The organism is Spirillospora sp. NPDC000708, assembly GCF_040299565.1.
In the GTDB taxonomy this organism is placed as follows: Bacteria; Actinomycetota; Actinomycetes; order Streptosporangiales; family Streptosporangiaceae; genus Spirillospora.
The window spans coordinates 41,350-62,083 of record NZ_JBEPCJ010000064.1; the positions used below are offsets into that span (position 1 = coordinate 41,350).

The window sequence follows — 20,734 nt, forward strand, 5'->3', positions numbered from 1 at the left end:
AGAGACAACAGATGCAAGAGGCGACGATCGGGGGATCATGGACGCTTCGACCCTGTCCGAACTGCGCAAACCCCGCCCCTACCCGGCCGTCTCGGTGCTGATGCCGACGCACCGGTCCGCGCCCGGCAACCGGCAGGACCCGATCCGGCTCCGCAACCTGCTCGCCGAGGCCCGCCGCCGGCTGCACGACGACGTCCGGGTGACCGGCGGCACCGCCGACCACGTGGTGCACGCGCTGGAGCGGGCCGCCGCCGAGATCGACCTGCGGCACGCCTCCGACGGCCTGGTGCTGTTCGCGGCGCCGGACGGCGAGCACCACGCGTTCACGATCTCCCAGCCGGTGGACGAGCGCGTCGTCGTCGACACCGGGTTCGCCACCCGCGACCTCGTCGCCGCCTACACCCGCTCGCCCCGCTACTGGCTGCTGTCGCTGTCGGACCAGTGCACCCGGCTCTGGAGCGGGCAGGGCGAGGACCTCGCCGAGCACACCCGCGACGGGTTCCCCATCGTCCCCGAGCCCGCCGAGGAGATCGACGCGGGCAAGATGGCCCGGCGCAGCGCCCGCGACAGCGAGGAGGAACCGCACCGGCGGGCCGCCCGCGACGTCGCCGCCGCCCTCGACCGCGTCCTCGCCCGCGACCGCCGCCCCGTCATCGTCGCCGGCGTCACCCGCCACCAGGCCTTCTTCGACGAGGCCGCAGGTTCGCACATCCGGCCCGCCGGGCGCGTCGACGGCAGCTACGAGGGCGCCGCGCCGAGCACCCTCATCGAGGCGGCCCGTCCCGCCCTGCACGCCTACGAGGACCTCCGGGAGGTCGGGGTGCTCGCCGAGCTGGAGGCGGCGCGCAGCATCCAGCGCTACGCCGGCGGGCTCCCCGAGGTCGCCCGGCTGGTCGAGGAGGGCCGCGGGGAGCACCTCGTCGTCGAGCGCGGCTACTACGCGCCCGCCGTGCGGACCGGCGGCGAGCTCGTCCCGGTCGACGGCATGCCGGGCGTCCTCAAGGGCGCGGACGTCGTCGACGACGTCGTGGACGACGTGATCGAGACGGCCCTGGAGTACGGCGGCGAGGTGACGTTCGTCTCCGACGGCTTCCTGGTCGACCACGGCCGCATCGCGCTGGTGACCCGCTACTGATCGCAGGACGGGTCGTGCCAGGCGACCCAGCGGATCGACCACGACCGGTTCGCGTGCGGCACCCAGCCCGCCGGATGCGCGGGCCACGACGCGTCCGGGGACGTCCCGTCCGGCGCCTGCACCAGGACCGTGCACACGCCGGACGCGGGGGCGTCGCGGCGGACGTCCATGCGGCCGATCCTCGTCCACCACACCGGATGGACGAGCATGGTCCGGACCTCCCATCCGACCGACGCGTCCGCGACGACGCCGCCCTTCGGCGCGCCGGGCAGCGGCGGCGCGGGCCGGACGCGGTCCGGGTGCGTCCCGAACAGGAAGGCGAGCGCGGCCAGGTTCGTCACCGCCAGGGCGCACGCGGCAACGGCCGCGCCCGCCCGGGGAACGCGGCCCAGCGCGAGGAACCCGCACAGCAGGCCGAGCGCGGCGAGCGAGGCGGCCGTCAGGTGCAGCGCGCCGCGGTCGCCGGTCAGGAACGACGTCTCGGGGAAGTCGAACCCGATGAACTTGTAGGTGTGCAGCCGGTCGCCCGCGTAGAGGCGCACCCATAGCCCCGCCGCGCCGACGATGACGGCGGCGGCCGCCACCAGGCCCATCGCCCTGCGCAGGCCCGCGCGCAGCAGCGCCGCCGCGCCCGCCAGCGCGTACACCAGCGCCACGCATGACAGGTACCGCCCGTACGCGTAGTTGCCCACGCGATGCTCGTCGGGGAGCGCCGCGGACGACGCGTAGGCGATCGCGAACGTCACGGTGAGCAGCACGCCCGCCATGACGCGGTCCGCCGGAAGCGACCGGCGGCGCAGCAGCACGGCGGCGACGGCCGCCAGGCCGACCCCGCCGAGCCCCCACGTGGAGACGGCCAGGTACCAGACCTGCCCGGCCGCCCCGGACAGCGCCCACCCCTGCCCGGCGCCCGTGGTGAACCGCCCCCCGAGGTTCCCCGCGAGGTCGCGCACCCCGCCCGGGTACAGCTCGGCGCGCACGTGCCCGTTGACGGCCGCCGCCACGGCGTACCCGGCCGCGGCCACCGCGAGCCCTCCGGCTCCAGCGGCGACGGCGGTCCCGCGCCTGCGGACGGCGCCGGCGACCGTGAGCGCCGCCAGCGTCACGACATGGACGGCGAGCACGACCTCGCCGCGGCTGTGCACCGCCGCCGCGAACGCCGCGACCACCCCGGCCGCCCCCGCGTCCCGAACCGCCGGGAACCACCCCCGCGAAGGCCCGCTTTCGGGCTCGGCCTGATCACCATGAGCCAGCCCATGGCCCCGACCACGCGACGACCCGAACCGCCGCGATCGCGAGCGAAGCCAGGTTCGAGCCTGCGAGAACCTGATCGCGGAGCGAACTCCAAGGCGAGTCGGGGCGATGCAGCGATCGCACGCATCGCCCGTTGAAGGAAGGCCCTCCAGGGACTGACGCCAGGGGCGATGCAACAAGCACAGCCATGCGAGGACGATCGTGGGCAGGACCGCGTCGGCGAGGACGAACTCGCCGAAGAACGTGGTGGCGGGCAGCAGCGCGGCGCCCCAGGCGAGGGGGAGCGCGGTGCGGCGGGACAGGCGGAACCGGCGGGCGGCGACGTATCCGAGGGGGAACAGGGCCGCGCCGACGACCGCGTTGATCGCGAGGGCGATCGTGTAGACGGTGACCGGGTCGTGCGAGAACCAGTACGCGGGGACGAGCAGTGCCGGGTATCCGCCCTGGTAGAAGGTGTTCCCGGACATGTCGCCGCCGTGCCCGCCGGACAGCAGGCGCGCGGCGAGCAGGTAGCCGGTCTCGTCGGGGTTGGCGACCGGACCCGTGCGCGCGCGGGCGAACCACAGCCGGACGCAGACCTGCGCGGCGAAACCGGCGGCGAGCAGCCACGGCACGGCAGGGTGGCGCCGTGCGCGCGGGGGAGCGTCCGGCGCGGGCCGCAGGACCGGAACGATCTGGAGCGTCATGGGCCCCACCGTCCGGGCGGGACGTCACCGTCCCGTCGGCGGAATGTCCGGATCCTGTGACATGAGTGGGGCGGAGTGACCGGCGAGCCCAATAATGTCGGGGTGGCGAGCATTCTCTTCGTGGAGGACGATCCGTCGGCGCGGACCGCGCTGGAGCTGGCGCTGACCCGCCAGGGGCACCGCGTGACCTCCCGCGCCACCGGCGAGGACGGCCTGGAGGCGCTGCGGGCCCGCCGCCCGGAGATCGCGATCCTGGACGTGATGCTGCCCGGCATCGACGGGATCGAGGTGTGCCGGCGGATCCGCCGCGGCGACCCGCTGCCGGTGATCCTGCTCACCGCGCGCGGCGACGACCTGGACGTCGTCCTCGGCCTGGAGGCCGGCGCCGACGACTACGTGGTGAAGCCGGTCGAGCCGCGGGTGCTGGACGCGCGGATCCGGGCGGTGCTGCGCCGCGCCGAGACCCGCGCCGACATCTCCGCCTACGGCGACCTCGTCATCGACCGCGCGTCGCTGAAGGTCACCAAGGCGGGGACCGACGTCCGGCTCACCCCGACGGAGCTGCGGCTGCTGCTGGAGCTGTCCCGGCGGCCCGGCCAGGCGCTGACCCGCCAGCACCTGCTGGCCGAGGTGTGGGAGCACACCTACCCGGGCGACTCGCGGCTGGTCGACGCCTGCGTGCAGCGGGTCCGCGCCAAGATCGAGGACGAGCCGGGGGAGCCGCGGCTGATCGAGACGGTGCGCGGCTTCGGCTACCGGTTCACCGCGCCGTGACGCCGCTGCGCCGGTTGACCGGGCTGCGGGTCCGGCTCGTCGCGGCGTTCACGGTGGTGGCGCTGCTGGCGTCGGTGCTCGCGTCCGGCATCTCGTACGTCCTGCTGCGGCGGGTGATGCTGCAGCGGACGCAGGACGCGGTGCTCACCCAGATCCGCGACACGCTGGCCCAGCAGATCCCGGAGCAGATGCCGCCCGACACCGAGCCGCTGATCGCCGACCAGGTGGAGCAGACGCTCGCCGCTCCCGGGCGCGCGGTGGTCGCGGTGCCGGTGCCGCTCGACGGGAGCGCCCCCCAGCCGCCGCCCGGCGCGCTGGACGTGCCGGTCAGCCCGGAGTTCGCGCGCCGGGCGATGCGCGGCATGGTCTTCCAGCGGATCGTGGTCAAGTCCCGTCCCGGCCTGGAGGGCCATCCCTACCTGCTGGTCGGCGCCCGCGCGACCGGCTACGCCACGACGGTGGACGAGCCGCAGCGGACCACGCCGCCGATGGTGTTCGCGTCGGTGAGCCTGTCCCGGGAGGCGGCGGACCTGCGCTCGCTCACCCGGGCGCTCATCGTCGCCGACGCCGCCGCGCTGCTCGCGGCGCTGCTGCTCGCCCTCCTCGCGACCCGCGGGGTGCTGCGGCCGGTGCGCCGGCTCGGCGCGGCCGCCCGCGCGCTCGGCGACGGGCGGCTCGCGACGCGGGTCCGGGTGCGCGGGCACGACGAGCTCGCCGATCTCGCCCGCACCTACAACCACGCCGCCGCCGCGCTGGAGCGGACCGTGACGGAGCTGCGCGCGATGGAGGCGGCGTCCCGCCGGTTCGTCGCCGACGTCTCGCACGAGCTGCGCACGCCGCTGACCTCGATGATCGCGATGACCGACGTGCTGGCGGAGGAGGCGGGAGACGACGGCGGCGCGGCGCGGCTGGTCGCGGAGGAGACCCGCCGGCTCGGCGGGCTGGTCGAGCACCTGATCGAGATCAGCCGGTTCGACGCGGGCGCCGCCGCGCTCGTCCTGGACGACGTGAACGTGGCGGAGGCGGTCGCCGGCACGCTGTCGGCGCGCGGCTGGCCGGGCCGGGTGGTGGTGGAGGGACCGGCGGACCTGTTCGTCCGGGCGGACCCGCGGCGGCTCGACGTCATCGTGGCGAACCTCGTCGGCAACGCGCTGAAGCACGGCGGCCCGCCGGTCGCGCTGCGCTTCGGGCCGGACGGGAGCGGCGGCGAGCCGGGCGTGGCGATCACCGTCGCCGACGGCGGCCCCGGGATCCCGGACGACCTGCTCCCCGTGGTCTTCGACCGGTTCGTGAAGGCGGAGGCGGCCCGCTCCCGCAGCGAGGGCAGCGGCCTCGGGCTGTCGATCGCGAAGGAGAACGCCGTCCTGCACGGAGGGACGCTGGAGGCCGCCAACGGGCCGGACGGGGGAGCGGTGTTCACGCTGTGGCTGCCGGCCCGGCACGCCGGCGAGGAGGACCCGGACGAGTGCGGGGAGGACGGATGAGGAAGCGATGAGGATGCGATGGCGCCGGGCGGTCCGGGCGCTCGCCGCGGCCGCCGCCGTGGCGGGGGCCGTCGTGTCGGCGGGCTGCGGCGTCCGGCCGACGGGCGTGCTCAGCGCGGGCAGCATGCCGGTCGCCGACGGGCGGGCCTCCACCATCACCGTCTACCTGGTGAAGGGCGGCGGCATCCGCCCGATGGTCCGTCCCGGGCTGCCGGGCCACCCGTACCTGGCGATCGCGCAGCTCGGCGTCCCGGTCACCTCGGTGGAGGGGAGGGTCGGCCTGTACAGCGAGGTGCGCGTCCCGCTGGAGGGCCGGATCGTCGACGACCCCTCCGTCCTGATCGTCGACATCCAGGAGGGCGTGCCGCACCGGCGGGTGAAGTGGTCGCGCGTCGCGCTGGGCCAGATCGCCTGCACCGCCGCGGCCATTCCCGGGATCGAGCAGGTGAAGCTCTGGAGCGGGCCGGACCCCGACGAGTACGGATGGGGGTTCGTCGACTGCGCCGACTTCGCCGACCTGCGCTGATCAGCCCTTGGTGAGCCAGCGGGTGGCGACGTCGCCGAGCACCGACCGGATCGCCAGGATCGCGATGCCGAGCATCAGCACCGGCCCGACGACCCAGTGCTCGACCTTGCCGTTCGTGCGGGGGACCAGCGGCATCTCGATCCGCCAGGGCAGCGGCCAGAACACCGGGCAGCCGCGCGGTGTCAGGCAGTCCCCGGCCACGTGCGCCAGGCAGCCGAGGGTGACCGCGAACCCGACGAAGCTCATGTCGATCTTGTGCATCAGCCAGACGGCGATCAGCGCCAGCGCGCAGTCGGCCAGCGCGGACTGCGGCTCGCGGCCCTCGAAGTCGAGGCCGACGCCGCGCAGCCCCAGCCCGACGATCATGAACAGGCAGGCCCACCACGCGTACACGTAGTGGGTGGCGAGGGTGTCCATCGCCCAGCCGATGCCGACCGCGAACAGGATCGAGTGGGTGGCGTGCCGGTGCCCGCCCGACAGCTTCCCGATCCACTTGCACATGTGGTGGGTGATGGGCCCGTAGGTGTTGGCGATGCGCCCGTTGTGGTGGTCGATGTCGGGCAGGATCGCCGCGCCCGCGCACACCACCGCGCCCGCCGCGACCTGCTCGGGCGACAGCGACACCGCGTGCTCGCCGAGCAGGCTCTCCTGGCCGAGCACCGGCACCGCGGCCAGCCATGCCAGCGCGCCGCTCAGGGCGTGCGTCTTCCCCATCATGGGCAGTTCCCCCGCTTTCCGCGCACCGTCCGCCGCCCGGTTCAGGGCGGGACTCTAGCCCGCTACTGATCGTTTTCAGCGGCGGCGCGCCGAAGCGGATGCCACGTCCCTTTGATGCGGATAGCGGCGCCGCGGTTCCACGGCGGCGCCGGGACGGGGGAGACGTTCAGTCGTCGTGGGCGGCGCGGGCGGCGACGACGGCCTCGACGTTCTCCTCGGCCCACTCGGTGATCGCCTGGATCGGCTTGTGCAGCGACAGGCCCAGCGGGGTGAGGGCGTACTCGACGCGGGGCGGGACCTCGGCGAACACGTGCCGGGTGACCAGGCCGTCGCGTTCCATCGTGCGCAGCGTCTGGGTAAGGACCTTGGGGGTGACGCCGCCGATCAGGCGGCGCAGCTCGGTGAAGCGGCGCGGTCCGTCGGTGAGGCTCAGCACGACCAGCACCGACCACTTGTCGCCGATCCGGTCGAGGATGAGCCGGGTCGGGCACTCGGGGTCGAACGCGTCGCCTCTCATGGTTTCCAGAGGGTACCAATAGCACGTTGAAGTAACCAGTATCCGATGGATACCTTCACGTGCGGCACGGACACGGAGGAGGACGACGACATGAAGATCCTGCTGATCGGCGCGACCGGGATGATCGGCCGGCGGGTGGCGGACGAGGCGCGCCGCCGCGGCCACGAGGTCACCGGCGTGACCCGCAGCGGCGCCGAGGGCACCGCGAAGGCGGACGCGCACGACGCCGACGCGATCGCCGCGCTGGCGGAGGGCCACGACGCGGTCGTGCTGGCCGTCTCGCCGCCCCGCGACGGCTCCGAGCCGGAGGGGCCGCTGCTCTCCGCCGGGCGCGGCGCGCTGGAGGGGACGCGCAAGGCCGGCGTCCGGCGCATCGTCGTCGTCGGCGGCGCCGGCAGCCTGGAGGCCGCGCCCGGCCTCCGGCACGTCGACGAGCCGGGCTTCCCCGAGATGTACAAGGCGGAGTCCCTCGCGCAGGCGGCGCTGCTCGACCTCGTCCGCGCCGAGGCCGGCGGCCTGGACTGGACCTACATCTCGCCCGCGCAGGTGATCGAGCCCGGCGAGCGCACCGGCGTGTTCCGCCTCGGCGGCGACCAGCTGCTCCGCGACGCCTCCGGCGACAGCCGCATCAGCGCGGAGGACTACGCCGTCGCGCTCGTCGACGAGCTGGAGAACGGCGACGCGATCGGCCGCCGCATCACCGTCGCCTACTGAGCCGCGGCCGTCGCCTGGTGAGTCGCGGCGTCGCCTACTGGGCCGCGGCCGTCGCGCACCGGGCGCGGGCGGTCAGCGCTTCCGCGAGGGCGCCTCGATCAGGCGCCAGGCGCCGGACTCCTCGCCCGGCTCGTACGGGGAGTCCAGCCGCTTCGCGAGGACGCCGGGCAGGCCCTGGTCGGCCGCGGTCTCGCGCACCGCGGCGCCGTCGCCCGGGTACCACGGCGCCGTCTGCCAGGCCGGGCCCGACAGGTCCAGCCCGTCCAGCCTGGCGCGGCGCTCGCGGTACGGGACGTCCAGCAGCGGCCGGCCGTCCAGGTGCGGCACGTCGAAGATCATGTAGGTCTCGCGGCCGTCCAGCACGGCCAGCTCGCCGTCCAGCACCGCCGGGCGGGCGCCGAGCCGCCCGCCGAGCCGCGAGCCGAGCCCGGCGGGGCCGTCCACGGGGCGGCCCCGGCCGTCGGTGAACCGCGTCCGGCCGCCCTCCACGTACGCCAGCAGCCGCCGGCCGCCCCACGCGAACTCGAACCCCCACGCGTCCTGGTCGCGCGGCAGCCGGGCCCTGCGGACCGGCCGCATCGGGCGCAGCGCCTCCGGCAGCGGCTCGGCGTCCGGGTCCGCCGGCGGGTCCATCCGGTGGATCATCCAGTTCTTGCCGCGCGTCTTGAACAGCACGTACCGGCCCGACACCCGCGAGCCGTGGATGACGACCTTCACCTCGCGCTCGGACCACTTCTCCGTCTCGTACGTCCCGCGGTCCCAGATCGTCACCTTGCCGCCGCCGTACTCGTCCTGCGGGATGTCGCCCTCGAACGTCGCGTACTCCAGCGGATGGTCCTCGGTGTGGACGGCCAGGTGGTTCGTCTTCGGGCTCCACGGCAGGCCCTTCGGCACGGCCCAGGAGACCAGCACGCCGTCCCGCTCGAACCGCAGGTCCCAGTGCAGGCTGGAGGCGTGGTGCTCCTGGACGACGAACGTGTCGTCGTCGCCGTGCGGGAGCGCCTTCTCCTCGGGGACGGGCTCGGGCGTCTTGCGGGGGTCGCGTCTGCCGCGGTACTCGGCGAGCCGGTCGCCGCCGTTCCGCGCGTCCTTCTTGCCCTTCTTCTCCGTCACGCCCGCCACATACCCGCGATCAGCGGGTCGAGACGGCCCCGCCGGCGGACGGGGACGCGGACGGGGACGGTGCTAGCGGATGAAGACGGCGTAGTCGGCGAGGTCGCCGGTCAGCTGCGGCGGCAGGGCCGCCACCGCCGACATCTCCTCGGCGGACACGAACCCGCCGGTCTCCGCCCGCACCCGCTCGATCTTCGCCGCCAGCTCCGGGGTGATGCCGGGCAGCAGCGTCAGCGCCTCCGCCGGGGCGTGGTTGACGTCGATCAGGCCGCCGTCCTGGTACTGGCGCGGCAGGTCGGGGCGGCCGATCCGCAGCTCCTTGGCGAGCCCCGGGTCGCTCGCGGCCAGGTCCCGCGCCTTCTCGCGCAGCAGCCGCTGGCGCCGCACCCGCTCCACGACGGCCTCGTTGTCGATGCCCGCCAGCCCGTGCGGGTCGAACACCCGGCGCCGGATGAGGAACGCGTGCCCGCAGCCCACCACCGCGAGGACGAACAGCAGCACCCCCACCGCCTGCTGCGTGCCGTCCTCCTTGCCGATGTCCGGCAGCAGGTACAGCATCAGCGCGAAGATGCCGATGTAGACCGCCGACGACACCAGCAGGTGCGCGCTGCGCCGCCACAGCGCCGCGGCCGCGAACGTGAAGGGCGTCGCGTACCCGAGCGTCAGGAACGGCAGCGCCGCCCACGTCACGCTCAGCGCGGCCCGCCCGGGAGGCATGCTGTCGGACGGAACCCTCGGCTCGTACGGCGCTGGCGCGTTCATCAGGCGCATTCTCCCGGCCGGGTCGCTGGCTGAAGGGGACGCTAGGTCGACGAAGGGGTCACGGGAGGGTGAGGATCTCGTGGCCGTCCTCGGTCACCAGCAGGGTGTGCTCGAACTGCGCGGTGCGCTTGCGGTCCTTGGTGACGACGGTCCAGCCGTCGTCCCAGATGTCGTAGTCGTGGCTGCCGAGGGTCAGCATCGGCTCGACGGTGAACGTCATGCCCGGCTCGATGACCGTCGTGGCGTTCGGGTCGTCGTAGTGCGGGACGACCAGCCCCGAGTGGAACGTGGTGCCGATGCCGTGCCCGGTGAAGTCGCGGACGACCCCGTACCCGAACCGCTTGGCGTAGGACTCGATGACCCGCCCGATCACGTTCAGCGCGCGCCCCGGCTTGACCGCCCTGATGCCCCGCATCGTCGCCTCGCGGGTGCGCTCCACCAGCAGCCGCGACTCCTCGTCCACGTCGCCGCACAGGAACGTCGCGTCGGTGTCGCCGTGCACGCCGTCGATGAACGCGGTGATGTCGACGTTGACGATGTCGCCGTCCCGCAGCACGGTGTCGTCGGGGATGCCGTGGCAGATCACCTCGTTGATCGAGGTGCACAGCGACTTCGGGAACCCCCGGTAGCCGAGGGTGGACGGGTAGGCCCCGTGGTCGAGCATGAACTCGTGCCCGATGCGGTCCAGCTCGTCGGTGGTGACGCCCGGCCGGACGTGCTTGCCGACCTCCTCCAGCGCCTGCGCCGCGATCTTGCCCGCGACCCGCATCCGCGCGATGATCTCGGGTGTCTTGACGTCCGGCTCGCCGGTCTTCGGGCGCTTCTTCCCCACGTACTCCGGCCGCGGGATCTGTGCCGGGACCTTCCGCATGGGAGAGACGTTGCCGGGACGGAGAAGCTGGGTCGTCATAGTGATGGAGTGTAGTCAGCGGGATCGCGGCAACGAATCCCGCGCGAGCCGTGATCGGAGGGAGCACCGATGGCCGGTGACGACGGTGACTGGTGGTTCTGCTTGAAGCACATGAAGGTCGAGCACGGGCCCGGCTGCCCGGACAAGGACCGGATGGGCCCGTACCCGGACGAGGGCGCCGCCGCCGGGGCGCTGGCGCTGGCCCGCGAGCGCAACGAGGCGTGGCGCAAGGACGACGGCGAGGACTAGCGGCGGGCTAGTCGACCGTCGGGCCTGTCACCGCCTCGAGCAGCCTGGCGAGGCGGTGCCGCAGGCCGCGGGCGCCGCGCGCCGGCTCCTGGCCCGCGGCGGCGCTCACCAGGTGCTGCGCGCCGTCGAACGACAGCAGCGCCTCGTCCGCCGGGACGGTCAGCGCCTCGTGCGCCAGGCCCTCCAGCTCGCGGTCGCCGCCGTCCAGCGCCAGGATCGTGGCGCCGACGCGGCGCGCGTCGTCGACCCGTTCCAGCAGGGGGACGGGCGCCTCGTCCTCGGCGACGACGAACAGCGTCTCGCCGCGGCGCGCCTCCTCCAGCCGCGACAGCCCGATGCTCAGGTGCGGCGGCGCGTCCGGGGGCGGCGACCAGCGCACCAGGGTGGGCGCGAGGCCAGGGGCGTCGCCGAGCCGCGACTCGTCGTCCAGGTGCGCGGCGAGGTGCCACGGGTCGCCGCCGGGCGTGCCGACCAGCAGCAGCCCGCCGGGGGTGCGGGAGGTGACCCGCAGGGCGCGTCCGAAGTCCTGGGTGCGCTCCAGCCAGCCGGTGGCGGACAGCACCTCGCGCAACATCACGATCTGCTCGGCGTCCACCGGTCCATGGTGCCGCACGGGACGCCGGCGGCACGCCGGTTTCCCCGAGCCGGGAGGGCGACGCGAAGCCGCCGGAAGGCCGCCTGGCAGACTCGGCGGCATGACTGAGCAGCAGCAGAGGACTCCCTACGACCTCCCCGACGTCAGCGGCCTGACCATCGGCATCCTCGGCGGCACCGGGGACCAGGGCAAGGGCCTGGCGCGCCGGTTCGCGCTGGCCGGCCACCGCGTGGTCATCGGGTCGCGGAAGGCGGAGCGCGCGCAGCAGGCCGCCGACGACCTGGGCGCGGACCTGCCCGTGTCGGGCGCGGAGAACGAGGCCGCCGCGAGCGGCGCGGACGTGGTGGTCGTCGCGGTGCCGTGGGAGGGGCACAAGGCGCTGCTGGAGTCGCTGCGCGAGGCGCTCGCCGGCAAGATCGTCGTGGACTGCGTGAACCCGCTGGGCTTCGAGAAGGGCAAGGGCGCGTTCGCACTGCCGGTCGAGGAGGGCAGCGCCGCCGAGCAGGCCGCCGCCGTGCTGACCGGCAGCCGGGTCGTCGCGGCCTTCCACCACGTGTCCGCCAGGCTGCTGCTCGACCCCGAGGTGGACGAGATGGAGCTGGACGTCCTCGTCCTCGGCAACGACCGCGAGGCGACGGACCTGGTGCAGGCGCTCGCCGGGCGCATCCCCGGCATGCGCGGCGTCTACGGCGGACGGCTGCACAACGCCGGGCAGGTCGAGGCGTTCACCGCGAACCTCATCTCGATGAACCGCCGCTACAAGGCGCACGCGGGGCTCCGCATCACCGACGTCTGACGGGCGCCCGGAGCGGAGCGCCGGCGGAGCGCCGGGCGCCGTTCCGTTTCACGCCGGGCTCGCTTCCGGGTGCCGGGGAGCGAGCCCCCGCGTGAGCACGCGCGATGACATTTCCGGCCAACGCCTCGGCCTTTTCTTGGGGACTTCGGACCAAGCCCCCGGCGGGACCGCGCGGTTAGTGTGCCGGTGACGGGCCGCCGAGGGACCGGCCCTCGTGACCACGCGCGCCGGTCGGGCGACGGCCGGGACCGTCCGGCGGGCCGACGGGGTGGAAGACCGTGCTCGCTTACATCGTCCGGCGCCTCATGAGCGCCGCCGTCATGCTGCTGCTGGTCACCCTGGTGACGTTCGGCACGTTCTTCTGGCTGCCGAAGCTGGCGGGGCAGACCACCGACCAGATCGCCGCGTCCTACGCCGGGCGGGCCTCGACCGTCCAGGCGATCGAGGCGACCAAGCAGCGGCTCGGCCTCGACCAGCCGGTCCTCGTCCAGTACTGGCACTACCTGAAGGCGATCGCGGTCGGCCGGGACTACGACGCGGGCCCGGTCACCGACCACTGCCCGGCGCCGTGCCTCGGCTACTCGTTCCGCAGCAGCCAGCCGGTGCTCGGGACGCTCGTCGACCGCGCGCCCGCGACCGCGTCGCTGGCGGTGGGCGCCGCGTTCCTCTGGCTCGCCGGCGGCATCGTCACCGGCGTCGTGTCGGCGCTGCGCAAGGGCTCGTTATGGGACCGCGTGACGATGATCGTCGCGCTCGGCGGGGTGTCGCTGCCGATCTACTTCACCGGCCTGGTCTCGCTCGCCCTGTTCTCCTACACCTGGCGGATCCTCCCGGGAGGCGGCAGCTACCGGCCGCTGACCGCCGACCCGGGGATGTGGTTCCAGGCGCTGGTGCTGCCCTGGGTGACGCTCGCCTTCCTCTACGCGGCCATGTACGCGCGGCTCACCAGGGCGGGGATGCTCGAGACGATGAGCGAGGACTTCATCCGCACCGCCCGCGTCAAGGGGCTGCCGGAGGCGGTCGTCGTCACCAAGCACGCGCTGCGGGCCTGCATGACGCCGATCGTCACCGTGTTCGGCCTCGACCTCGGCCTCCTGCTGGGCGGGGCGGTGCTGACCGAGAACACCTTCAGCATCCCCGGCCTCGGCGAGCTCGCGATCACGTCCATCCAGAGCGGCGACCTGCCGATGGTCCTCGGCGTCACGCTGATCACCGCGGTCTCGGTCGTGGTCTTCAACCTGGTCGTCGACCTGCTCTACGCCGTCATCGACCCGCGGGTGAGGCTCGGCTGACGGCCCCGGGCGGCGGTGCGGGCGCGGCCGCCGGGAGATCGGCGTGGCGCGTTCCGGCCAGGAAGGCGACAATGGCGGGAGCGGTAGCCGACCGCGGCGCGTCCAAGTGCTGACGTTGGGGCATGGACGAGACGGGCGGGCGCGGCGCACGGCGGCGCCCGCCGTGGGCGATCTGGCGGCGGTCCCGCCGCGCCGGCTCCGGCGCCGCCTATGATCGGCATGCGACAGGGCAGGTGAAGATGAGGCAGATCCGGTCCGCGGACCCGTGGAGCACGTTCCTGGCCCCTCCGGGCCGGGCCGCCGGGTCCGGGGCGCCCGCGGGGCCGGCCGCGCCGGACGCCCCGGAGGCGCCGCACGCGCGCGGTGACGCGGGCGAGGCGGGCGAGGCCGGCGGCGGCGACGTCTACGGCCGGGTGCTCGACCACCTGCGGGCGGCGGGCGGGCCGCTGTCGCTCGCGGAGATCCGGCACGCGACCGGGCTCGGGCTGCTGGAGGTGGCGGGCGCCGTGGAGCGGCTGCGCGACCGGGGGCTGGTCTCGATCGAGCGGGAGATCGACGAGGTCGTCCGGCTGACCGGGCGGTGATCGGGACCGGATGGCCGGATATCTCGTCGCGGTCTCGCTGAGCTGCCTGGTCGGCGTCGCCGAGCTGGTCAGCCGCTACCGGGACCGCCCCACCACGCTGGTCCGGGTGCCGAGCACCTGGGCGTACGTGCTGATCAACGGGGGAGCGGGCGCCGGGTCGCTGCTGCTCCTGCACACCTTCGGCTGGCGGTTCGGGGTGGCGTCGCCGGACGTCGCCGCGGCCACGCAGGTGCTGGTCGCGAGCCTCGGCTCGATGATGGTGTTCCGCAGCGCGGTGTTCACCGTCCGGGTGGGGGACGAGGACGTCGCGGTCGGGCCGAGCACGCTGCTGACCTCGCTGCTCGCCGCCGCGGACCGGGGCGTCGACCGGATGCAGGCGAAGACGCGCGCGCAGGAGGCGGGGGAGATCATGCGCGGGGTCTCGTTCGCCAAGTCGAAGCTGGCGCTGCCGACGTACTGCCTCGGCCTGCTGCAGAACGTCTCCGCCGAGGACCAGGCGGACCTGCGCACCGCCGTGGACGCGCTCGCGGGCAGCGAGATGACCGACGGGCAGATGGCCCTCAACCTGGGGCTGCTGCTGATGAACGTGGCGGGCCCGGACGTGCTGCGCTCCGCCGTCGACACGCTGCGGGACGAGATCATGGCGGCCGGGCAGCCGCCCGTCCCGGCGCCGCGCAACGGCCAGGCCGGCGAGGCGCGGGCCGGCGGCGGCGAGCTGGTCCGCTCCAACCCGGACCAGTAGCCGCCGCCGGGGACGCGGCCTGACGACCTCATGACCTAGCGGCTCGGCGCCGAGGGCGCCGCCGTCACTCAGTGGTACGTGTGCTCGGGGGCGGGGTAGACGCCGCTGACGACCTCTTCGGCGTAGCTGCGCGCGGCGTCGCCGAGCACGGTGCCGATGTCGGCGAACTTCTTGACGAACTTCGCGGTGTGCGGGGTGAGGCCGGCCATGTCCTGCCAGACCAGCACCTGCGCGTCGGTCTGGTTGCCGCCGCCGATGCCGATGGTGGGGATGGACAGCGACGAGGTGACGCGGGCGGCGAGCTCCTCGGGGACGCACTCGAGGACGACGGAGAACGCGCCGGACGCCTCGAGGGCCTTGGCGTCGGCCATCAGCTCCTCGCCGGCCTGGCCGCGGCCCTGCACCCGGTAGCCGCCGAAGACGTTGACGGACTGCGGGGTGAGGCCGAGGTGGCCCATCACGGGGATGCCGGCGGAGACCATCGCCTCGACCTGCGGGAGGATCCGGCGGCCGCCCTCCACCTTGATCGCGTGCGCGCCGGTCTCCTTGAGGAACCGGGTGGCGGCGGCGAGGGCCTCGGGGACGCCGGTCTGGTACGAGCCGAACGGCAGGTCGGCGACGACCATCGCGCGCTTGGAGCCGCGGACGACGGCGGCGGCGAGGGGGATCAGGTCGTCGACCGTGACCGGGATGGTCGAGTCGTAGCCGTAGACGACCATCGCGGCGGAGTCGCCGACGAGGAGCACGGGGATGCCGGCCTCGTCGAAGATCCGCGCGGTGAGGGCGTCGTAGGCGGTGAGCATCGGCCACTTCTCGTGCCGCTCCTTGGCGGCCGCGATGTCGCGGACGGTGATCCTTCGCCCGCCGGTACCGCCGTAGAGTGCGGTCGGCTGCGCGGGCGGCGCTACAGAAGAAGACATGGAGAACCTCCGGTCTTGAGGCGCCACGGTGGCGTACCCAGACGGATCCGATGGTGCCACTTCGAAAACGATTCGGGTAGTCCCCGAGATTCCCGGATCTTTCGGGCGCCAGCCCGGAACAAATTACGAAACGCTACGGTTGCGTATCGGTGGATGGCGGCGTACGCTCCTTACGAAACGAGACGTACCCGTATCGCATTCCCTCCGTCACGATCCAAGGAGCGCTGTGGACTCCCAGACCGTCCAGCGGCGCCGGTGGTACATCCTCGGCGTGCTGACCGTGAGCCTGCTGGTGGTGGTGCTCGACAACACCATCCTCAACGTCGCGCTCAAGACCATCGCCGACCCCGAGAAGGGCCTCGGCGCCACCCAGAGCCAGCTCGAGTGGTCGATCAACTCCTACACGCTGGTCTTCGCCGGCCTGCTGTTCACCTTCGGCGTCATCGGCGACCGGATCGGCCGCAAGCGCGTGCTGATGGGCGGCATGGCCGTGTTCGCCCTCGCCTCGCTGGCGTCGGCCTACGCCCAGTCGCCCGACCAGCTCATCTACGCCCGCGCCCTGATGGGCCTCGGCGGCGCCGCGATCATGCCGCAGACGCTGTCGATCATCTCCAACGTGTTCGAGCCGCACGAGCGCGCCCGCGCCATCGGCATCTGGGCCGGCGCCGTCGGCCTCGGCGTCGCCATCGGCCCGCTCACCGGCGGCCTGCTGCTCGCCCACTTCTGGTGGGGCTCGGTCTTCCTCATCAACGTGCCGGTCATCGTCGCCGGCGTCACGCTGATCGCCTTCCTGGTGCCCGAGTCGCGCAACCCCAGCCCCGGACGGCTCGACCCGGTCGGCGTCCTGCTGTCGGTCGTCGGCCTGGTCGTGGTGTCGTACGGCATCATCCAGGGCGGTGACAAGGGCGAGTGGCTGACCTTCGGCACCCTCGGCCCGATCCTCGCCGGCCTCGCCGTCCTCGCCCTGTTCGTCTGGCACGAGGCCCGCACCGCCTCGCCGGCGTTCGACGTCCGGCTGTTCAAGGACGCCCGCATGTCGGCCGCCGTCGCGTCCATCGCGCTGTGCTTCTTCGCCGCCACCGGCGTGTTCTTCTTCACCAGCTTCTACATGCAGTCCGTGCGGGGTCTCAGCGCGCTGGAGTCCGGCGCGATGGTGCTGCCCTTCGCGGCCGCGCAGCTGATCTTCTCGCCGCGCAGCGCGGGCATGGTCCGCCGGTTCGGCGCCAAGGCCGTCTGCACGTCCGGGCTGCTGCTGGTCACCGTCGCGCTGGCGAGCTACCAGTTCGTCGGCACCGACACCCCCATGTGGATCCTCGGCGTGATCTTCTTCGTGCAGGGCGCCGGGATGGCCAACGTGATGCCGCCCGCGACCGAGTCGGTCATGTCCGCGCTGCCACGCGAGAAGGCCGGCGCCGGATCGGCCGTCAACAACGTCGCCCGGCAGGTCGCGGTCGCGATGGGCGTCGCCGTCCTCGGCTCCGTGGTCGCGTCCGTCTACCGCGGCGACCTGCACGACCGGCTCGCCGCGCTGCCCGCCGGCGCCCGCCAGGCCGCCGGCGAGTCCATCGAGGGCGCGCACGCCGTCGCCGCCCGGATGGGCACCGCGGGCCACGGCCTGATCGGCCCCGCCGACACCGCGTTCGTGCACGCCATGCACACCGCGTCGATCGCCGCGGCCGTCGTGTCCTTCCTCGGCGCGCTGGTCGTGCTGAAGTGGATGCCCGGACGCGCCGCCGCCGCTCCCGCCGCGGAGAACCAGGCGGCTCCCGAGCCGGAGAAGGCCCGCGTGTGAGAGCGTGAGCATGCCATGAACGACACGACGACCAACCGCGCGCCGGGACGTCCGCGCAGCGAGCGGGCCGAGAAGGCCATCATCGAGGCCACCCTCGACCTGCTCGCCGCGGAGTCCGGGGTGGCCGGCGTCTCCATCGAGGCGGTGGCCGCCCGGGCCGGCGTCGGCAAGACGACGATCTACCGGCGCTGGCCCAGCAAGGAGGCGCTGATCGTGGGCGCGCTCGGCGCGGCGAAGGGCGAACTGCCCGCGCCCGCCGGCGCGTCCGCCCGCGAGGACCTCCTGGAGATCGCGCGGACCTTCGCCGCCGAGCGCAAGAAGCGGTACTCGCGCTGCTTCTGGAACGTGGTCGGCGGCGCGGAGAAGTACCCCGAACTGTACGCCCGCTACAAGCAGGACGTCATCGAGCCGCGCCGCGCCGTCATCCGCGAGGTGCTGCGCCGCGGCGTCGAGACGGGGGAGCTGCGCGCCGACCTCGACATCGAGGCGGGCATCTCGATGCTGACCGGGTCGCTGTCCACCAAGACCCCGCAGGAGACCTTCCCGGAGGGCTACGCGGAGACCGTCGTGGACCTCCTGCTGACCGGGATCGGCGCGCCGTCCTGACCGGATCCGGCGGATCCGGAGGCAGCCGCGGAGGCCCGTTTCCTCGGGAGATAACGCCCGAGAACCCGCATACCGCACGGTTTTCGGCGCGGTAACCGTGATCTTCTCCCGCCGATCACGCGTCATGCCCCATACTGTCGCTGGGTAGTGCTAAGACGACCGGCTGTCTGGAGCGCGTCAGGTGAGATCCGTCATGGCGCCGCGAGGCGATGCGCCCGCCACCGATTCGGCGTCCCGGACCCTGGTCCTGGGCATCGACGGCGGACGGCGGATCGTCCAGTGCGGACCCAACAGCGCGGCCGTCATCGGCCGCGCGCCGCAGGAGCTGATCGGCCGCGCGGCCGCCGACCTCGTCGCCGACGAGGCCAAGGCCGAACTCGAGACGCTGCTGGAGGCCCTGGCCGCCGGCCAGGAGCGCACCGCGGTGCTCGCCGTCCCGCGCGGCGACGGCGGCCCGTCCCCGGACGCGGTCGTCACCGCCCAGCCGATGCTCGGCGGCGAGACCGGCACCGGCCCCGCCGGCCTGCTGTACGTGCGGGTGCCGCTGCCGCCCAGCGAGCGCTACCAGGACCCGGCGCTGATGCGCCGCGCCCTCATGGACGACCAGCTCACCCGGTTCGGCGCGTCCCTCGACCTCGACCAGTCCGCCCGCGGCCTCGTCGACGTCGTCGTCCCGCACTACTGCAACGCCGCGTCCGTGCTGGTGCTGGAGAGCCTCGTCGCCGCCGACGAGGTGCACAGCGAGTCCGGCGCGGCGGTGCTGCGCCGCATCGCCGTCACCTCCGACGACGGCAACCCCGCCTGGGGCGCCACGTTCCCCGTCGGCGAGGTCCTGGTGTTCCCCGAGGGCACCCCCTACCGCCAGGTGATGGAGACGGCCCAGCCCGTCCACCTGCCGCACATCGACGCCGCCGCGGCCGGCGACATCGGCGCCAAGTGGCGCCGCCGCCCCGCCGGCGACCTGCTCAGCGGCGTGTCCATGGTGCTGCTGCCGATGATCGCCCGCGACACCCTGCTCGGCTTCATCGCCTGCACCCGCATCCCCGGCTTCCGCAAGTTCGACGCCTACGACGTCGAGATCGGCATGGAGTTCGCGGCCCGCGCCGCCATCGTCATCGACAACGCCCGGCAGTTCAGCCGCGAGCGCTCCACCGCCCTCGCGCTGCAGCGCAGCCTGCTGCCGCTGCGGCTGTCCGCGCCGTCCTCGGTCGAGGTCCGGCACCGCTACCTGCCCGGCAGCAAGCTCGTCGAGGTCGGCGGCGACTGGTACGAGTCGATCGCGCTGCCCGGCGCCCGCGTCGCGCTCATCGTCGGCGACGTCGCGGGGCACGGCGTGCGCGCCGCGGTCACCATGGGCCGGCTGCGCACCGCCCTGCACACCCTCGCGAACCTGGAACTGCCGCCCGCCGACGCCCTGCACGTCATGCACGAGCTGATGATCGAGCTCGGCGAGCAGGAACCGCACTTCGCCACCTGCGTGTACGCGGTCTACGACGCCACCACCGGCACCATCGAGATCGCCTCCGCCGGGCACCTGCCGCCGCTGCTGGCGAGCCCGTCCGGCGACAGCGACTACCTGACCGTCCCGCCCGCGCCGCCGCTCGGCGTCGCCGGGGGCGCCGCCATCGAGAGCCGCGAGTTCACCGTCGAGGACGGCAGCCTGTTCGTCATCTACACCGACGGCCTGGTCGAGAACCGCGGCCGCGACATCGACGACGGCCTCGCCCGCCTCAAGGGCATCTTCGGCCCCGGCGCCGTCGACCGCCCGATGGAGGACCTCGCCAAGGCGACCCTCGCCGGCGTCTACGCCGACCAGCACCGCGACGACATCGCCGTCCTCATCGCCCGGCTGCGCCGCATCCCCGAGGACCGGTTCGTCTCCTGGACGCTGCCCGCCGACCCCGCCGCCGTCCGCCGCGCCCGCGGGCTCGTCCGCACCCGGCTGGAGGAGTGGGGCCTGGACGAGCTCGACTACACCACCGAGCTCCTCGCGTCCGAGCTCATCACCAACGCGCTGCGCTACGCCCCGGGCCCGATCGAGCTGCGCTTGCTCTTCGAGCGCACTCTCGTTTGCGAAGTCCTGGACCGCTCCGCGGCGCTGCCCCGGCTGCGCCGCGCCGAGGACGACGACGAGAACGGCCGCGGCCTCCTCGTCGTCAGCCAGATCGCGCACCGCTGGGGCACCCGCCGCACCGCCGCCGGCAAGGTCGTCTGGTGCGAGCAGATCGTCCCCGGCATCGACCCCGACCCGGTCGACCTCGACTCCAGCTGGCCCGGCGAAAGCCACCACCGCGAGTGACCCGCCGCGCCCCCAGGAGCCTCGACCCCCGACCACCGGTGACGGACGCCCGCACGGAGTGAGGGGAGCGCGGCAGCCCTGGTCGCCGCTCCGGGGCGAGCACGCGGACCGAGCGCAACGCAGGGAGCACGTCGCCGGTCACGCGGAGCACGCGATGATCCCGGCCACCGACACGGGTGGGCGCAGCGGACGCATGGTGTGGTGTCGCCGGTGCTCATGCGCACCCTGTACGTGCCCGGTGCTGGAAAGGTGGAGAAGGTGGCGGCG

At 73.9% G+C, this 20,734-nt stretch carries 21 protein-coding genes; 13 read left to right on the forward strand and 8 right to left on the reverse strand.

The window, feature by feature from the left end:
- Positions 1 to 37: 37 nt before the first annotated feature.
- Entirely contained in the window at positions 38 to 1,135 is a 1,098-nt protein-coding gene (locus ABT299_RS35255; RefSeq protein WP_500253368.1) for a baeRF3 domain-containing protein, read from the forward strand.
- On the opposite strand, the gene ABT299_RS35260 is transcribed toward ABT299_RS35255, so the two are convergent.
- On the reverse strand, positions 1,129 to 3,075 hold the full coding sequence (locus ABT299_RS35260; RefSeq protein ID WP_500253369.1) for a hypothetical protein: 1,947 nt from the start codon (positions 3,073 to 3,075) through the stop codon (positions 1,129 to 1,131). The two genes, ABT299_RS35255 and ABT299_RS35260, sit on opposite strands and share 7 nt — an antisense overlap.
- Before the next feature lie 102 nt (positions 3,076 to 3,177).
- On the opposite strand from ABT299_RS35260, the gene ABT299_RS35265 reads away from it, so the two are divergent.
- From ABT299_RS35265 to ABT299_RS35275, 3 genes are read left to right on the forward strand one after another with little or no spacing between them, the layout of a single operon-like run.
- Positions 3,178 to 3,849 (forward strand): response regulator, encoded by a 672-nt coding sequence (locus ABT299_RS35265; protein WP_190864287.1) that lies wholly within the window; start codon positions 3,178 to 3,180, stop codon positions 3,847 to 3,849.
- Positions 3,846 to 5,333, forward strand: coding sequence for an ATP-binding protein (locus tag ABT299_RS35270; protein ID WP_500253370.1), 1,488 nt, complete (start codon positions 3,846 to 3,848; stop codon positions 5,331 to 5,333). The genes ABT299_RS35265 and ABT299_RS35270 overlap by 4 nt, the downstream gene beginning before the upstream one ends.
- Positions 5,334 to 5,340: 7 nt before the next feature.
- The gene (locus ABT299_RS35275; RefSeq protein WP_500253371.1) at positions 5,341 to 5,859 is read left to right on the forward strand and encodes a hypothetical protein; all 519 of its coding nucleotides are present in this window, start codon (positions 5,341 to 5,343) and stop codon (positions 5,857 to 5,859) included.
- On the opposite strand, the gene ABT299_RS35280 is transcribed toward ABT299_RS35275, so the two are convergent.
- A complete protein-coding gene (locus ABT299_RS35280; RefSeq protein ID WP_190864292.1) occupies positions 5,860 to 6,576 on the reverse strand; it encodes a metal-dependent hydrolase in 717 nt (238 codons plus the stop codon). It abuts the gene before it with no gap.
- A gap of 166 nt (positions 6,577 to 6,742) precedes the next feature.
- Positions 6,743 to 7,093, reverse strand: coding sequence for a winged helix-turn-helix transcriptional regulator (locus ABT299_RS35285; RefSeq protein WP_190864294.1), 351 nt, complete (start codon positions 7,091 to 7,093; stop codon positions 6,743 to 6,745).
- Positions 7,094 to 7,138: 45 nt separating this feature from the next.
- On the opposite strand from ABT299_RS35285, the gene ABT299_RS35290 reads away from it, so the two are divergent.
- Entirely contained in the window at positions 7,139 to 7,807 is a 669-nt protein-coding gene (locus ABT299_RS35290) for an NAD(P)-dependent oxidoreductase (protein WP_241756202.1), read from the forward strand.
- Between the two features lie 72 nt (positions 7,808 to 7,879).
- Here the strand turns inward: ABT299_RS35290 and ABT299_RS35295 are convergent, their stop codons facing one another.
- From ABT299_RS35295 to map, 3 genes are all read right to left on the reverse strand, one after another.
- Positions 7,880 to 8,920, reverse strand: a complete 1,041-nt coding sequence (locus ABT299_RS35295) for a DNA polymerase ligase N-terminal domain-containing protein (protein WP_500253372.1) — start codon at positions 8,918 to 8,920, stop codon at positions 7,880 to 7,882.
- A 72-nt stretch (positions 8,921 to 8,992) separates the two neighbouring features.
- Entirely contained in the window at positions 8,993 to 9,682 is a 690-nt protein-coding gene (locus ABT299_RS35300; RefSeq protein ID WP_190864298.1) for a ComEA family DNA-binding protein, read from the reverse strand.
- 58 nt (positions 9,683 to 9,740) lie between these two features.
- Positions 9,741 to 10,592: a type I methionyl aminopeptidase gene (gene map, locus ABT299_RS35305; RefSeq protein WP_190864300.1), complete on the reverse strand. Its 852-nt coding sequence runs from the start codon at positions 10,590 to 10,592 to the stop codon at positions 9,741 to 9,743.
- A 69-nt stretch (positions 10,593 to 10,661) separates the two neighbouring features.
- On the opposite strand from map, the gene ABT299_RS35310 reads away from it, so the two are divergent.
- On the forward strand, positions 10,662 to 10,841 hold the full coding sequence (locus ABT299_RS35310; RefSeq protein ID WP_190864302.1) for a hypothetical protein: 180 nt from the start codon (positions 10,662 to 10,664) through the stop codon (positions 10,839 to 10,841).
- A gap of 7 nt (positions 10,842 to 10,848) precedes the next feature.
- Here the strand turns inward: ABT299_RS35310 and ABT299_RS35315 are convergent, their stop codons facing one another.
- Complete coding sequence (locus tag ABT299_RS35315) at positions 10,849 to 11,415, reverse strand: hypothetical protein (RefSeq protein WP_194737454.1); 567 nt, start codon at positions 11,413 to 11,415, stop codon at positions 10,849 to 10,851.
- A 121-nt stretch (positions 11,416 to 11,536) separates the two neighbouring features.
- On the opposite strand from ABT299_RS35315, the gene npdG reads away from it, so the two are divergent.
- The 4 genes from npdG to ABT299_RS35335 all read left to right on the forward strand — a co-directional run bounded on the left by npdG (position 11,537) and on the right by ABT299_RS35335 (position 14,850).
- The gene (gene npdG / locus ABT299_RS35320; protein WP_190864306.1) at positions 11,537 to 12,232 is read left to right on the forward strand and encodes an NADPH-dependent F420 reductase; all 696 of its coding nucleotides are present in this window, start codon (positions 11,537 to 11,539) and stop codon (positions 12,230 to 12,232) included.
- Positions 12,233 to 12,510: 278 nt separating this feature from the next.
- Positions 12,511 to 13,524: an ABC transporter permease gene (locus ABT299_RS35325; RefSeq protein ID WP_500201581.1), complete on the forward strand. Its 1,014-nt coding sequence runs from the start codon at positions 12,511 to 12,513 to the stop codon at positions 13,522 to 13,524.
- A gap of 122 nt (positions 13,525 to 13,646) precedes the next feature.
- Complete coding sequence (locus ABT299_RS35330) at positions 13,647 to 14,108, forward strand: hypothetical protein (RefSeq protein WP_190864310.1); 462 nt, start codon at positions 13,647 to 13,649, stop codon at positions 14,106 to 14,108.
- A 10-nt stretch (positions 14,109 to 14,118) separates the two neighbouring features.
- Positions 14,119 to 14,850, forward strand: a complete 732-nt coding sequence (locus tag ABT299_RS35335) for a hypothetical protein (RefSeq protein ID WP_190864312.1) — start codon at positions 14,119 to 14,121, stop codon at positions 14,848 to 14,850.
- A gap of 68 nt (positions 14,851 to 14,918) precedes the next feature.
- Here the strand turns inward: ABT299_RS35335 and panB are convergent, their stop codons facing one another.
- Positions 14,919 to 15,770 (reverse strand): 3-methyl-2-oxobutanoate hydroxymethyltransferase, encoded by an 852-nt coding sequence (gene panB, locus ABT299_RS35340; RefSeq protein ID WP_190864315.1) that lies wholly within the window; start codon positions 15,768 to 15,770, stop codon positions 14,919 to 14,921.
- A gap of 226 nt (positions 15,771 to 15,996) precedes the next feature.
- Here panB and ABT299_RS35345 point away from each other — a divergent pair, with 226 nt between their 5' ends.
- From ABT299_RS35345 to ABT299_RS35355, 3 genes are all read left to right on the forward strand, one after another.
- On the forward strand, positions 15,997 to 17,562 hold the full coding sequence (locus ABT299_RS35345; protein WP_387028847.1) for an MFS transporter: 1,566 nt from the start codon (positions 15,997 to 15,999) through the stop codon (positions 17,560 to 17,562).
- 15 nt (positions 17,563 to 17,577) lie between these two features.
- On the forward strand, positions 17,578 to 18,168 hold the full coding sequence (locus ABT299_RS35350) for a TetR/AcrR family transcriptional regulator (protein ID WP_190864317.1): 591 nt from the start codon (positions 17,578 to 17,580) through the stop codon (positions 18,166 to 18,168).
- A 193-nt stretch (positions 18,169 to 18,361) separates the two neighbouring features.
- Positions 18,362 to 20,467, forward strand: coding sequence for a SpoIIE family protein phosphatase (locus ABT299_RS35355; protein ID WP_190864319.1), 2,106 nt, complete (start codon positions 18,362 to 18,364; stop codon positions 20,465 to 20,467).
- The last annotated feature ends 267 nt before the right edge of the window (positions 20,468 to 20,734 follow it).

Bases quoted from the DNA above. Each gene is read 5' to 3' on its own strand.
- ABT299_RS35255 (WP_500253368.1), top strand. From the start codon at position 38: ATGGACGCTTCGACCCTGTCCGAACTGCGCAAACCCCGCCCCTACCCG.
- ABT299_RS35260 (WP_500253369.1), bottom strand. From the start codon at position 3,075: ATGACGCTCCAGATCGTTCCGGTCCTGCGGCCCGCGCCGGACGCTCCC.
- ABT299_RS35275 (WP_500253371.1), top strand. From the start codon at position 5,341: ATGAGGATGCGATGGCGCCGGGCGGTCCGGGCGCTCGCCGCGGCCGCC.
- ABT299_RS35280 (WP_190864292.1), bottom strand. From the start codon at position 6,576: ATGATGGGGAAGACGCACGCCCTGAGCGGCGCGCTGGCATGGCTGGCC.
- ABT299_RS35285 (WP_190864294.1), bottom strand. From the start codon at position 7,093: ATGAGAGGCGACGCGTTCGACCCCGAGTGCCCGACCCGGCTCATCCTC.
- ABT299_RS35290 (WP_241756202.1), top strand. From the start codon at position 7,139: ATGGATACCTTCACGTGCGGCACGGACACGGAGGAGGACGACGACATG.
- ABT299_RS35300 (WP_190864298.1), bottom strand. From the start codon at position 9,682: ATGAACGCGCCAGCGCCGTACGAGCCGAGGGTTCCGTCCGACAGCATG.
- map (WP_190864300.1), bottom strand. From the start codon at position 10,592: ATGACGACCCAGCTTCTCCGTCCCGGCAACGTCTCTCCCATGCGGAAG.
- ABT299_RS35310 (WP_190864302.1), top strand. From the start codon at position 10,662: ATGGCCGGTGACGACGGTGACTGGTGGTTCTGCTTGAAGCACATGAAG.
- ABT299_RS35315 (WP_194737454.1), bottom strand. From the start codon at position 11,415: ATGTTGCGCGAGGTGCTGTCCGCCACCGGCTGGCTGGAGCGCACCCAG.
- npdG (WP_190864306.1), top strand. From the start codon at position 11,537: ATGACTGAGCAGCAGCAGAGGACTCCCTACGACCTCCCCGACGTCAGC.
- ABT299_RS35330 (WP_190864310.1), top strand. From the start codon at position 13,647: ATGGACGAGACGGGCGGGCGCGGCGCACGGCGGCGCCCGCCGTGGGCG.
- ABT299_RS35335 (WP_190864312.1), top strand. From the start codon at position 14,119: ATGGCCGGATATCTCGTCGCGGTCTCGCTGAGCTGCCTGGTCGGCGTC.
- panB (WP_190864315.1), bottom strand. From the start codon at position 15,770: ATGTCTTCTTCTGTAGCGCCGCCCGCGCAGCCGACCGCACTCTACGGC.
- ABT299_RS35350 (WP_190864317.1), top strand. From the start codon at position 17,578: ATGAACGACACGACGACCAACCGCGCGCCGGGACGTCCGCGCAGCGAG.
- ABT299_RS35355 (WP_190864319.1), top strand. From the start codon at position 18,362: ATGGCGCCGCGAGGCGATGCGCCCGCCACCGATTCGGCGTCCCGGACC.